The organism is Seonamhaeicola sediminis, from assembly GCF_004358095.2.
Classification (GTDB): domain Bacteria; phylum Bacteroidota; class Bacteroidia; order Flavobacteriales; family Flavobacteriaceae; genus Seonamhaeicola; species Seonamhaeicola sediminis.
In genome coordinates this window covers 276,003-288,752 of sequence record NZ_SMZJ02000003.1, presented here as the reverse complement: position 1 = coordinate 288,752, position 12,750 = coordinate 276,003, and the positions used below count along the sequence as shown (strand labels likewise).

Here is a 12,750-nt window from a genome sequence, read left to right as displayed (position 1 = left end):
CATTATAGATATTATGCTTTGATTGTTTAAAAAGTGTTTTTGTCTATGTTTAGGGTAGTTTGGTTAATGTTTTTAGACTTTAGTTAGTTTAATTTTATCAATTCCATACTAACTGAGGCATTATGAGCAAAAAAAATACGCTAAGACTGGTTTTTATCGGTCTATTTTTAGTTGCATTTACGTTAATTTTCAAATCTTCTCTCCATCAAGAATCTGAATATTTGGAGTCTGATTATGGTGGCGATTATGAGCATCATGAAGAAGAAACTCCAGAAGAGATAGCTTATGAAATGGCTATGGATGAACTGGCATTACCAAAACCTTTTAATTTTCAAAATTTAGAAGGAGATGCACTGGCCAATTACAATACTTGGTATGCCAATGCAGAAAAAGAAGGGTTTAAATTTAATACTTCAAAAGATTTTGAAGCTTACTTTAAGAAGGCGCATCAGAATATGACAATCCCACCACCTGAAAAATATTTCTATGCCAACCGTACACTTTCTGGAACTTGGGATCAGAAATATTTGCACATGACATCTACTACTGCTCCTGGCTACAGTGAAGGAGGTTTTAGAACCGATGGTTCTTTATACGATCCAGTAAATGAGGACATGTATATTGTGTCTTTTGCAGGTCATATTTATAAAATTGATGAGAGCGCTCCAGTAAAATGGTCACTCAGAAATCACTCCAAAAGTTTTGAGGGTGATAAGTTTAATGGTGTAAATCTACCAGATGGTTCTTTTAGGCTTTTAAACCAGAAGAGTAATGGCAGTATGGAATTTTCGGATGACGAAGGTAGAACTTGGATGGACGCCAATGGCGCTTTTTTTGAAGGTAGTGCAAACTATACCACGGTTGTTACAAAAAAAGATGGTGATAAGCGCATTGTGGCGCACGGTGCTAGAAGAAACGCATCTCAAGGAAACGCATGGTATGACTACGTTTATATATCTACAGATTATGGTTTAAATTATACCACTTCGGCATTAACTTTTCAAAGTAATGCGTTTGATGTTGAAATCCTAAAACCACATGGGAGCAGAGACGTTTACCTTTTTGCAAGACGTGCCAGCGATTCAAAATTATATGTATACAAAATGGGTGAAAATGATGCTGACTTCACACTTATTCATGAACCAACAACTACAGTAGCTAAATTAGATTCTGTTCAAGGAACAACAGTAGGTGGTGTTACGCATTTTTACATCAGCTATGATAATACAACTATTTTCTATTCGGGTGATGAAGGAGCAACTTGGACACAGAGTGTTACCTCTAGTGATACAGGTAGAAACATTGTAGAGGTGCATCCAACACAACCCAATATTGTATTTAAAGGGTTTGTTGAGCTTTGGATATCTACAGATTATGGTGTGAATTGGACTAGAAATCAGCATGTGTTGAGTAATAACGATATTTACGTTTGGGATTTACAGCACTTCAAGATTTTTGATAAAGAAGATGGTGGGTTTTTTACCATCTCAGGCTATGATTTTGGAACCTATTATTCTACTACTCCAGAAGACTGGAATTCTTGGGTAAGTGTAAGTAGAGGCAATCCAACTATTATGTGTTATGATGCTGAAACCAATGAAAAATATAATCTAGTATATACTGCAAATCAGGATAGAGGGTCTCAAAGTTTTTCAGGAAATAATAATTATGATAAAAGTGTTCCAATACCAGCTTTAAGAGAGGCTAATACCGATGTATTACGCGTTGCGGTAGCTAATGGTGGTGAATCAGCATGGTATTGGTACTATTATGGAACTATAGGAAGAAGTTCTGCAACAAATGGTGCAAATTATAGAACAGTAACTGGAACTGATTTTTACGGAAATTGGGCAGCTACCAGTATGGTGCCTTCTCCAAACGATAATGAAGATGCTGTTTATATTCCTTGGGGAGAAGGAGGGTTGCAAAAAATTATTTATGACGGTAGTGCTGTAGTTAGAGAAATACATCCGTTTCAGTTTAGTGGTCCAATATCCAGTTTTGGCTATTCTAAAGTAAACAAAAACCGATGGTATGTTAGTTTAAAGTCTGGGCAATTGTTGTATTCTACAGATGGAGGAAATTCTTTTACATCATCAAGTTACAATGGAACATGGCCTCAACAAGATGATTCACATAGAAAGCGAAGACAGGTAATTGCTACTAGTCCTATAGATGAAGCAACGGTTTATTTTGCTGGGAAGGGTAATAATTTCTTGATATCTGTTGATGGTGGGCAAACATTTACCAATCATAATGACGGATTAAATGTAGAACGTATTTCTGAGTTGGATGCTTCGCCAAACGGTCAGTATATTTTTGCTGCCTGTGAGTTTGATGGGGCTTGGGTGTTTTCGGTACAGCAGGACCGATGGTTTAAAATGGACGGATTAGATGTTCCTGATGCCATAGGGTATACAGATGTACAGTTTATTGAATTTGAAAATGCTGTAAGATTTGCTACTTATGGTAGCGGAATTTTAGACTTTATCTTAGATCAAGATTTTTCAGAGATCTTTGTGGCAGCAGATAATTTTACCATTGAAACCATAGATGAAACCTGTCAAGGAAAAAACGGCCAAATAAAAATTAACACAAAATACAGGCACAGTTATAATGTTACAATTGCAGGAATCGAATATAGTTTTAATGATCTTCTCAATATTCCTAATCTGGAACCAGGAGTTTATGATGTCTGTATAGGAATTAATAATACATCTTATCAGTATTGTATTAATTTGGAGGTTAAGGCTTCAGAACTGCTTACGGGTAAATTTACTTCAATAAAAACTGGTAAAGTGGCTGTTGAAATAGAATCAGGATCTGCGCCTTTTAAAGTTTTTGTTAATAACAAACAAGTTCTTGAAACCAGTCAAACCTCTTTCGAGATTTCAGCAAATGACGGAGATATAATTAATATTGAAGCTAAAGCTACTTGCGAGGGCAAATTAACCAAAGTAATGGATGCTTCTGGAGGGTTGAAGGCCTTTCCAAATCCAGTCATAAATCAGTTTGAATTAAGTATTCCAGAAATATCAAAAGCTACGGTATCTGTAGAGTTATATTCCTTAACATCAGGATTAATAGCTAAACAACAGTATAATGTTGCCGGTGGAAAGATAACGGTAGATATGCAAGCATATCCATCAGGAATTTACTTTGTAAGGTTGGATTCTGAAAAGCCTAAAACCCTAAAAATTGTGAAGAAATAAAAGAATAAAGTCATGAAAAAAATCTTATATAAATTAGTTTTGATTGCATTTTTAGGTACATCGTGTTCATCTGGCGGAGGTGATGATTCTGGAGATGGAGGTGGAGGTGATACTTCAAATAGTAAACCCACTACACCGGCATTGGTGTTTCCTTCTCAAAATCAATTGTGCACTACCAATGTTTTAAATTTTGAATGGCAGGCTTCTACGAACTCAGATGGGAGTTCTGTAATATATATATTGGAAATTTCAAAAGATAATCAATTCAATAATAAAGTTGTTGATGAAGTTTTAACATCTCTGTCAAAAATTATAACGCTAGAGAAGGGTTTTGCTTATTATTGGAGGGTTAAGGCTAGGAGTACCAGAAATATAGAAAGTGATTATTCACCTACGGCTCAGTTTTATACTGAAGAAGTACCTAATAGTAATCATTTACCATTTGCGCCTGCTCTTCAATCTCCCTTTTTGGGCCAGTATTTAGAAACAGGAACCACTACAGTTAACTTGGAATGGACAGCCTCGGATGTTGATGGAGATCCTGTAACTTTTGATGTGTATTTTGGAAAGGATAAAGATGCCTTAAGTTTGGTTTCTGAAGACACTTCTGCAAATACTTTTGAAGTTAATTTAGATACTGTAGATACCACCTATTACTGGAAAATAGTGGTGAAAGACGATAAAGGAGCTTCGGTTACAGGACCTATTTGGTATTTTAATCTATAAATAAAACTTAACTAATTGATATGAAAACTAGTATAAAAACAAAGAACTTCTTTTTTGCTGTTATTGGTCTAATAACGCTATTGTTTATGTCTTGTTCAGGAGATGGAAAAACCTCTGCTGATGATGATCAGTTTGATGATGGAGACAATCCTATAACTGTTGCAAAACCTGTTTTGAATTCTATAAATACAAGTGGATGGATAATGATGTTTGAAGATAACTTTGATAATTTTGAACCAACCAAATGGACTAAAAATAATTCTACCAAAAGTAGGGCGGCAAGACCAGGTATTGGTATCAACCAATGGTTCTGGAAACCAGAGAATGTTTCCTATAGAAATGGTAATTTAATTCTTAAAAGTGAGAAGGTAGCAAACGATGTGTTGCACTGTGGCGGTGTATTTTCTAATGATTTGTTTGAATTTAAGTATGGATATATAGAAGCTAAGATTGATATAGCTGAAACGATGTTTGGTACACACACAGCCTTATGGTTACAGGGTGATAACATGGGCAATGTAGATGGTACAGGAAATGATGGAGCCGAAATAGATGTGTTTGAGTCTGCTTGGGTTGATAATTTTACGAAAAGTGTGGTGCATATTGATGGCTATGGGGCGTCTCACAAAGCAAATACCAGAAAGTATGATACACCAGGTATCCATTCTGGATACCATATTTACGGTTTGTTATGGAACGAAAATATGCTGGAAGTTTATTATGATGGTGAGTTTAAAACACGCTACCAAGGTATATGGGTACCGCAAGTAGAAGAGTTTTTGTGGTTGTCTACTGGAGCTAGTTTTGGAGGAACTGCCAACTTTACATCAAGAAGTATTGGCGACTTTACAGAGGCAAAAGTAGATTATATAAGAGTTTGGCGCATGGATTAGTTTAGTTTAAGTTTAATATAGTTTAAGTTTTGAAAACCACCTTGTAAAACGGGTGGTTTTCTATATGTATTTTAGGGTAAAGGGTTAAAGTGATTTTATATAGTGTTGTTTTGTAGTGCTTTGTTTTATTATTTAATGGTAGTTAAAAAGTATAATTGTACATGTTTAGATAAGTTTAGTCCATTAATAGTAGGTTAAAAAAAACTAATTTTAAGCATATAAATTACCAACTAAAAATTATAGACATTATGAAAAAAATTACATTATTAAATTTACTCTTTGTTTTATGCGCTTTTTATGGTTTTAGTCAAACTGTTGTGAATAATTTTGAGGATATTTCCCCTACGGTAACAACACAATTTGGTGTCGATTTTTCTGTAGTTTCTAATCCTAACACTACAGGTAATACTTCAACTAATTGTGGTAAATTGGGGAGAACAACAAGTAACTGGTATGAGTTGATTACTTTTCCTATTACAGCATATAATGTTCCTGCCAATACAACAAGATATTTGCATGTGATGGTTAATTATCCGGCACAACCAGATGTCTCTGTTAGGTTTGATGCATCAGATGCAGATATTAATGGGGCTACAGACATAAGAGCACTTAATAGTTATACCAATTTTAATCAATGGCAGGATTTAGTCTTTCAAATAGATGGTGGAGCTTCTGGTGCTACTGTAGAATATATTGTGTATTTACACGATATAGGATATCAGAATTCTCCAGCTGGAAGGATTTTAAACAATACGGATGCTTTTGCTTACATTGATAATTTTACTTTTAGTGATAGTGATGTTCCACTTTTAAGTAATAAGGATTTTGAACTATCTAAAAACATTTCACTTTATCCAAATCCAGTAAAATCTACTTTTTCAATAACATCTAACAACGGAGTTAAGATTTCTAAAGTATCTGTTTACAATGCTTTAGGAGCCAAAGTTGCTGTGAACCCTGTTTTAGGAAGTGATAAATATGATATCAGTAGCTTAGCTTCTGGAATGTATTTAGTAAAAATTTCAGATGATAAAGGTGCGGTAACTACAAAAAGATTGCTAAAACAATAATTGCATATAGCGAGTTTTTAAATAAACAATTTTAAAAAACATATTACCCAAGGCCAATAAAGTTATTGGTCTTGGGTTCTTTTTTAACAGTTTATTTGAATTTGATAAAATATTGAGGAAGTATTATGGTATTTGTTTACACTTAAGCACTATAGGTGCCCCTGCTTAAAAAGTAAAGTTAACAATTACATAATATCATGGTTTAATTTTTATATTACACTTGCACAGGTGTTTAATAAACTACTTTTTATAGTTAAAATAGTGGCTGTTAATTTTTTATTTTATTCAGAAATTATTTTTAAATTGAAACTATGTTTTTTGGTATTTATTTAAATACAGCTAACCCCAATAACCCCAAAATAAAATGGTACGTAAAATTGTAGACTACCAAAAATTAAATCCAGATATCCTGAATCTTCTTGTTGAGAAGTTTTCAGATGATTATGATGATAACCATATCATTTCATTTAGAAATGCTAAAAATGAAGTTATAGACGCCGTAGAAGTTAAAACAGAAGATACAGTTTACTTGGTTAAAGTTGGGAAATGTTTGGTTCAGGCTATGCAGGATTTTGGAGTTGGTAGCGAAGACCATACAAGTGATGATCAACCTATTCCTGATGAAAATTTCAATAATTGAAGACTAATATCCATTCTATTTAATAAATGAAAACAGCAGTTTTTAAGTCTTATCAAAATGGTTTATTTACGTTTTGGTTTGATAATGGAGACGAATTGGCTTTTGAAGAAGTACACCCAAAAGCACTCTATAAATATAATTTAAAAGCAGATAAATCTTTTCTAGATAAATCTTTTAAACTTTCATATTCTGAAATTTTTAATGATTTAGATGATAGTGTTATTTACAGGATAGATTCCCTTGTGTTGCTTTAGGGTTGTTTTTAAAAACATCCCAAACTAAAGCTCCATAAACAGTAAGATATTCTAAGAAAATGACAGGAAGGTTTTCTGATTTGTTAGCGTTCCCTGTTTGTATATAAGCTAAGTAACTCAGTATTATTACAAAACTCCATACCAATGGAAATTTATATTTTGTAAATACAGATAAAAATAAAAGTGTTGCCAAATACCAAGGATGTACCGTAGTACTTAAAAATAAATAGCAGGCAAATACCAATACCATAGATTTAAGTAAATTTTCCATAGGGTAATTAACTTTGTAAAAGGTTCTGTACATTGTAAATAGGAATACAATTAAAGAAAGTGCAATTCCCAAAACCGCAATTTCATTATACCCCCTGATGTAAAAACCAATTTCACGAAGCAGATAATATATACTAGCATTAAATTCAAACTTTTGAAACCAGAGTGCTACAGTTTCTGTATAGTTTGAAACAAATTGCATAGAAAAAAAAGGCATAAAAAGTAATAAAGTAGTCCCGCCAACAATAGTATAAAACCCTATTAACTTTGAAATCTTGAGCAGAGTTGAAGTGTCTTTACTATTCCTTGTAGGTTGGTTTACAGAGTTAGCCTGAACTATTTCAAAGGGTTTCTTTACAAACCATTGATATACTAATGGCAAAAACATGAGCGGCATTAATTTAGTAGAAATAGAAAGAGCAAATACAACAGCGCTCCATGGCCATTTACCTTTTTCAAGCAAATATAAACTCCAAACTAAAAAGAAAATCATGACGCCTTCAAAATGAAGGTTTCCTGTTAGCTCAATGATGATAAACGGATTTAATACATACCAAAAGATATTATGAACCGGTAACTTTAGTTTTTTAAGAAGTTTTTTACCAAAGTAAAGTGTTCCAAAATCTGCAGAAATAATAATAAGCCTTAAAACAACCACAGAACCTAAAATGCTTTTACCAGCAAATAATCCAGCAATTATAAAACATAGTTGGTTTATGGGAGGGTAATTGGTAAAATGGCTGGCGTTTAAGGCACCCATACCTTTATACAATGCATCTGCCTGAGTAACTGGAGAAACACCATTTTCAATAAAATTAGTAACAGTATGTAGGTACGGATTAAAACCTTCCAAGATCACGCGTCCGTCCCAAATAAAACGGTAAAAATCTTGGGATAGATTAGGAATAGCTAAAATGAAAACAGCTCTAACCATAAATGCAATAGTTGTTAAAAGCTGGGTGTTATTTTTGTAGTTTTTTTGTAACCAATAAAACAACCCAAAAAGAGCGGTGTATAAAGAAATGAGCTTTACATACTGGGTGCGCTCTAAATTATAGGCAAAAACAACATAAAGCACACAACTAGTGAGTGCTAATAGAATAGGGGTTTTATATAATTTTAAAACCGATAGATTAATTTGCATGAGCCAAATATAATACTAATTGTTGGTTGTGGTTTTTCTCAAAAGCTTACTTGAATTTTGGGAAAAATTTATTGATAAATCTTTCTTATGCGTTAGTGATTGCAGCGTCATCCTTTTATTTTGGAATCCTGCCCTAGCAGGAATGAGAAAATAAAAGATATAGCGGAAAGCGCGACTTTTTGTTTTTTTAAAGATGTCTCTTTTGACTGCGCTAAAGGTGATAAAACAAAAAGTAACGTACAAATAAAAAAGAGCACCTTAATGATGCTCTCTCTAATACGGACGTCTGTAGTTTAATTGTTTTTGGTGACTAACTCAAATAATTAAATGATAGTTGACTGTCCTAAATGTATGTTGGTAAAATTCAAATTAGTTTCGTCTGGATTATTGATAAAATCCTCTATAAAATCACCTACTTTGGTGGTGCTAATATTATCGTATTTTGTATTTAAATCGGGTGTAGTGATATGAAGTTTTAAAGACTTGTCAACACCTTCTCGTATCAAAGCAGCTTCGTCATATAAACCAAAATGGTCTAACAACATGGCCGCACTTAAAATAGAAGCAATGGGGTTGGCTATTCCTTTATTTTTAGCTTTCGTATAAGCACCATGAATAGGTTCAAACATAGCATGTTTGTCTCCAATAGATGCCGAAGCCAACAAACCAATAGACCCAACAATAACGCTAGCCTCCTCAGAAAGGATGTCTCCAAACATGTTTTCGGTTAGAATAACATCAAACTGGCGCGGATTAATAATGAGTTCCATAGCAGCATTATCAACATACATGCAATCTAAAGTCACATCTGGATATTCTTTAGAAATTTCATTAACAACGGTGCGCCAAAGTCTAGAACTTGCTAAAACATTGGCTTTGTCAACCAACGTTAATTTATGTTTTCTTCCTTGTGCTGCTTTGAAAGCTAAATGTGTGATGCGTTCAATATCAGAGCGTTTGTATTTGCAAATATCAGAAGCTTCATTGTTGCTAAAATGCTTGTCGCCAAAGTAGATTCCACTTGCTAATTCCCTATAGATTAATATATTAGATCCTTTAATTTGCTTTGTTTTTAACGAGGATTTATTTAATAAATCGTCATAAGCAATTACGGGTCTTATGTTGGTGTATAAATCGAATGTTTTTCTGAGACCTAACAAACCTTGTTCTGGTCTCACGGTAGCTAAAGGGTCATTGTCATACTTAGGATCACCAATAGCGCCAAATAAAATAGCATCTGCTTTGTCACAAATGCTAATAGTTTCTTCTGGTAAAGGAATACCTGTTTTATCCATCGCGCAAGCGCCAACCAGAGCCTTTTCAAAAGTAAAGACATGGTTAAACTCCATAGCAATAGCTTTTAGAACCTTAATGGCTTGAGCAGTCACTTCAGGTCCTATACCATCTCCTGGTAAAACAGCTATGTTTAATTTCATCCTTCTTTAAAAATTAATTAGAAGAAATCTCGTTGTAAACCGAACTGGACTCTATAATTTGATGAATATCATTGTCGTCTACTTCCTTTTTCTTATCAGCAAACTCTAAAAATTTGTTGTAAACTTCATCAAGCTGGAGTTTGGTTAATTCATAACCTACATTTTTAGCTCTGTAAGCTAAAGCAGCTCTACCACTTCTAGCTGTTAAAACAATAGCTGATTCTGTGACACCAACATCTTTAGGGTCTATAATCTCATAAGTTTCACGATTTTTAATAACACCATCTTGATGGATACCAGAACTATGTGCAAATGCATTGGCTCCAACAATAGCTTTGTTCGGTTGCGTATAAATACCCATACTATCTGATACCAATTGACTTATGCCATATAGCATTTCAGAGTTAATTCTGGTATCTAAGTTCAAGTAAGGGTGTTGTCTTAAAATCATGACCACTTCTTCTAGTGCTGTGTTTCCTGCACGTTCACCTATGCCGTTAATAGTACATTCAATTTGGCGAGCACCATTAATAACACCTTCAATAGAATTGGCAGTAGCTAGACCTAAATCGTTGTGGCAGTGACAAGATAAAATAGCTTTGTCAATACCTTTAACGTTTTCTTTTAAGTATTTAATTTTAGCCCCATACTCATGTGGTAAACAGTATCCAGTGGTATCTGGAATATTCAATACTGTGGCACCTGCTTTAATGACAGCTTCACAAACTCTTGCTAAATATTCGTTATCAGTTCTACCAGCATCTTCGGCATAAAATTCTACATCTTCTACAAAAGATTTGGCATAACTAACCGCTTTAACGGCACGCTCTATTATAGCTTCTTGATTAGATTTAAATTTGAATTTAATATGAGAATCTGAAGTACCTATTCCAGTATGGATTCTTGGAGTTTTAGCATATTTTAAGGCTTCAGCAGCAACTTTTATATCATTTTCAACAGAACGTGTTAGCCCACAAACGGTTGCGTTTTTTACAATTTTTGAAATAGCTTCAACCGATTTGAAATCTCCAGGACTGGAAACGGGAAACCCTGCTTCAATAATATCTACACCTAATTGGTCGAGCTGTTCAGCAATGACTAATTTTTGTTCAGTATTTAATTTACAACCAGGAACTTGCTCACCATCACGCAGCGTAGTATCAAAAATTTGTACCTTATTATCAGACATTTATTAAAATATATTTTCTTATTCTTTTACGAATGTATATTTTGGTTTCGTAAAACTACAACTTTAATTGCTTTTTTTACGATGTTTAACTACTGCTAAGTTAAGTTAAAAAATTGTATTACAATGCTTTAAACGTATTTTTGTAACTATGACAAAAGAGCAAAAAGATAATTTGTTTGTGTTGGTAAAGTCTTTATCAAAGTCTGAAAAAAGACAATTCAAATTATATGTTGGCAGATTAGGTGTCAATGAAGACTCCAAGTTTTTATTGCTCTTTAATATTTTGGATAAATTACCAAAATATGACGAAGCCACCATTTTAAAGAAAGGTATTGTAAAAAAACAACAGCTTTCCAACTTAAAAGCACATTTATACAAACAGATACTAATAAGCTTAAGGTTGAATCCTTCTCATCAAGATGCACGAATCCAGATTCGTGAACAATTAGATTTTGCTACCATTTTATATCACAAAGGACTCTATAAGCAGAGTTTAAAGATTTTAGACAAAGCTAAAAATATGGCAATAGTCAATGAGGAAAAGAACATTGCCTATGAAATTGTTGAGCTTGAAAAAATTATTGAATCACAGTACATAACCCGCAGTTTGAGTAATAGGGCAGATGAGTTAACAGTTCAGGCCAAAGAATTAAGTATTCAGAATGTGGTAGCTAGTAAGTTGTCTAATTTATCATTACAGCTTTATGGCTTGTTTTTAAAAACAGGTTATGTAAAAAACGATGCAGAATACAAGAGGATTACAGATTATTTTAATGCGCGCCTACCTAAATATGATATCAATGGCTTAGGTTTTCGGGAAAAGTTGTGGTTATATAAAGCACATTTATGGTATAGCTTTTTAATTCAGGACTTTCTATCATGTTATAAATACGCTTTAAAGTGGGTAACGCTTTTTTACGATAATAAAGATATGATTAAGCTTAATCCTGTTTTCTTTTTACGTGGAAATCATTATTTACTTGAAGCTTTGTTTTATTTACGTAAACACGAAAAGTTTAAAGAATATCTTGAAAAACTGGAAAATATAACCAAAGAAAAATGGTTTCCAATTGATGATAATGTTGATGGATTAGCATTCCTTTACATCTATACCAATAAACTCAATTTACATTTTATTGAAGGTTCTTTTGAGCAAGGAGTTCCTTTAATTGATAAAGTGTTAGAGCAATTAAAAACCTATCAAGATAGAATTGATGAACATCATATTATGGTATTCTACTACAAAATTGCTAGCATGTATTTTGGAGCAGGAAACAACAAAGAGTGTATTCAGTTTTTGGATAAGATAATTAGTAACAAATCATTACAAATGCGCGAAGACTTGTTATGTTTTTCAAGAATTTTGAATTTAGTAGCGCATTATGAGGCTGGATTAGATTACAACTTGGATGTGCTAATTAAAAGTACTTATAAGTTTTTAATAAAAATGGAAGATTTATATGAAGTACAAAAGGAGTTTATTAAATTTTTAAGAGGTTTGGGAGATATTTATCCTCATGAAGTAAAGAACGAGTTTATCAAACTACACGAGAAATTAAAAGAGTTTGAAAACGATCCCTACCAAAGTAGAGCATTCTTGTATTTAGATATAATTTCATGGTTAGAATCTAAAATTGAAAATAAACCTATTGCAGATGTTATTCGAGATAAATTTGAACAGAATTTGATTGAAAACTAAAATTTACCCTTAAAAAATTTGGAAAATAACTTTTCTGAACGAATATTTGCAAAACAAAAGTTCAACAAACGTATTGAAATGTTATCAAGAAAGGTGGAGGGATTAGACCCTTGGAAGCCTTAGCAACCCTTTAAACTTATTAAAGAAGGTGCTAAATTCTACTTAAATGACCGATTCATTTATCGGGAGTTTGGATAGATAACGGAACGAAATTACT

10 protein-coding genes and 1 riboswitch are annotated in these 12,750 nt (G+C 33.2%); of the genes, 7 read left to right on the top strand and 3 right to left on the bottom strand.

The genetic code is table 11. The annotated features are described in order from the left end of the window. Nucleotides 1–122: 122 nt before the first annotated feature. The 6 genes from E1J38_RS05880 to E1J38_RS05855 all read left to right on the top strand — a co-directional run bounded on the left by E1J38_RS05880 (nucleotide 123) and on the right by E1J38_RS05855 (nucleotide 6,795). A complete protein-coding gene (locus E1J38_RS05880) occupies nucleotides 123–3,212 on the top strand; it encodes a T9SS type A sorting domain-containing protein (protein ID WP_133356244.1) in 3,090 nt (1,029 codons plus the stop codon). Nucleotides 3,213–3,224: 12 nt separating this feature from the next. Next, nucleotides 3,225–3,938, top strand: a complete 714-nt coding sequence (locus E1J38_RS05875; RefSeq protein ID WP_133356243.1) for a fibronectin type III domain-containing protein — start codon at nucleotides 3,225–3,227, stop codon at nucleotides 3,936–3,938. Between the two features lie 20 nt (nucleotides 3,939–3,958). Then, nucleotides 3,959–4,831, top strand: a complete 873-nt coding sequence (locus E1J38_RS05870) for a glycoside hydrolase family 16 protein (protein WP_133356242.1) — start codon at nucleotides 3,959–3,961, stop codon at nucleotides 4,829–4,831. A 248-nt stretch (nucleotides 4,832–5,079) separates the two neighbouring features. Next, the gene (locus E1J38_RS05865) at nucleotides 5,080–5,901 is read left to right on the top strand and encodes a T9SS type A sorting domain-containing protein (RefSeq protein WP_133356241.1); all 822 of its coding nucleotides are present in this window, start codon (nucleotides 5,080–5,082) and stop codon (nucleotides 5,899–5,901) included. Between the two features lie 364 nt (nucleotides 5,902–6,265). After that, complete coding sequence (locus tag E1J38_RS05860; protein WP_133356240.1) at nucleotides 6,266–6,541, top strand: hypothetical protein; 276 nt, start codon at nucleotides 6,266–6,268, stop codon at nucleotides 6,539–6,541. A gap of 26 nt (nucleotides 6,542–6,567) precedes the next feature. Then, nucleotides 6,568–6,795, top strand: coding sequence for a hypothetical protein (locus E1J38_RS05855; RefSeq protein ID WP_133356239.1), 228 nt, complete (start codon nucleotides 6,568–6,570; stop codon nucleotides 6,793–6,795). Here the strand turns inward: E1J38_RS05855 and E1J38_RS05850 are convergent. From E1J38_RS05850 to E1J38_RS05840, 3 genes are all read right to left on the bottom strand, one after another. Next, nucleotides 6,761–8,209 (bottom strand): MptA/MptB family glycosyltransferase, encoded by a 1,449-nt coding sequence (locus E1J38_RS05850; RefSeq protein ID WP_133356238.1) that lies wholly within the window; start codon nucleotides 8,207–8,209, stop codon nucleotides 6,761–6,763. The genes E1J38_RS05855 and E1J38_RS05850 overlap by 35 nt on opposite strands. A 323-nt stretch (nucleotides 8,210–8,532) precedes the next feature. Further along, the gene (gene leuB / locus E1J38_RS05845; RefSeq protein ID WP_133356237.1) at nucleotides 8,533–9,645 is read right to left on the bottom strand and encodes a 3-isopropylmalate dehydrogenase; all 1,113 of its coding nucleotides are present in this window, start codon (nucleotides 9,643–9,645) and stop codon (nucleotides 8,533–8,535) included. Between the two features lie 13 nt (nucleotides 9,646–9,658). After that, the gene (locus tag E1J38_RS05840; protein WP_133356236.1) at nucleotides 9,659–10,834 is read right to left on the bottom strand and encodes a 2-isopropylmalate synthase; all 1,176 of its coding nucleotides are present in this window, start codon (nucleotides 10,832–10,834) and stop codon (nucleotides 9,659–9,661) included. A gap of 148 nt (nucleotides 10,835–10,982) precedes the next feature. Here E1J38_RS05840 and E1J38_RS05835 point away from each other — a divergent pair, with 148 nt between their 5' ends. Further along, nucleotides 10,983–12,533: a hypothetical protein gene (locus tag E1J38_RS05835; protein WP_133356235.1), complete on the top strand. Its 1,551-nt coding sequence runs from the start codon at nucleotides 10,983–10,985 to the stop codon at nucleotides 12,531–12,533. Between the two features lie 78 nt (nucleotides 12,534–12,611). Next, nucleotides 12,612–12,738, top strand: a riboswitch (SAM riboswitch). Nucleotides 12,739–12,750 lie beyond the last annotated feature (12 nt).

Excerpts from the sequence above, each read along its gene's own strand:
- E1J38_RS05860 (WP_133356240.1), top strand. The coding sequence starts at position 6,266 with ATGGTACGTAAAATTGTAGACTACCAAAAATTAAATCCAGATATCCTG.
- E1J38_RS05840 (WP_133356236.1), bottom strand. The coding sequence starts at position 10,834 with ATGTCTGATAATAAGGTACAAATTTTTGATACTACGCTGCGTGATGGT.
- E1J38_RS05870 (WP_133356242.1), top strand. The coding sequence starts at position 3,959 with ATGAAAACTAGTATAAAAACAAAGAACTTCTTTTTTGCTGTTATTGGT.
- E1J38_RS05850 (WP_133356238.1), bottom strand. The coding sequence starts at position 8,209 with ATGCAAATTAATCTATCGGTTTTAAAATTATATAAAACCCCTATTCTA.
- E1J38_RS05835 (WP_133356235.1), top strand. The coding sequence starts at position 10,983 with ATGACAAAAGAGCAAAAAGATAATTTGTTTGTGTTGGTAAAGTCTTTA.
- leuB (WP_133356237.1), bottom strand. The coding sequence starts at position 9,645 with ATGAAATTAAACATAGCTGTTTTACCAGGAGATGGTATAGGACCTGAA.
- E1J38_RS05865 (WP_133356241.1), top strand. The coding sequence starts at position 5,080 with ATGAAAAAAATTACATTATTAAATTTACTCTTTGTTTTATGCGCTTTT.
- E1J38_RS05855 (WP_133356239.1), top strand. The coding sequence starts at position 6,568 with ATGAAAACAGCAGTTTTTAAGTCTTATCAAAATGGTTTATTTACGTTT.
- E1J38_RS05875 (WP_133356243.1), top strand. The coding sequence starts at position 3,225 with ATGAAAAAAATCTTATATAAATTAGTTTTGATTGCATTTTTAGGTACA.
- E1J38_RS05880 (WP_133356244.1), top strand. The coding sequence starts at position 123 with ATGAGCAAAAAAAATACGCTAAGACTGGTTTTTATCGGTCTATTTTTA.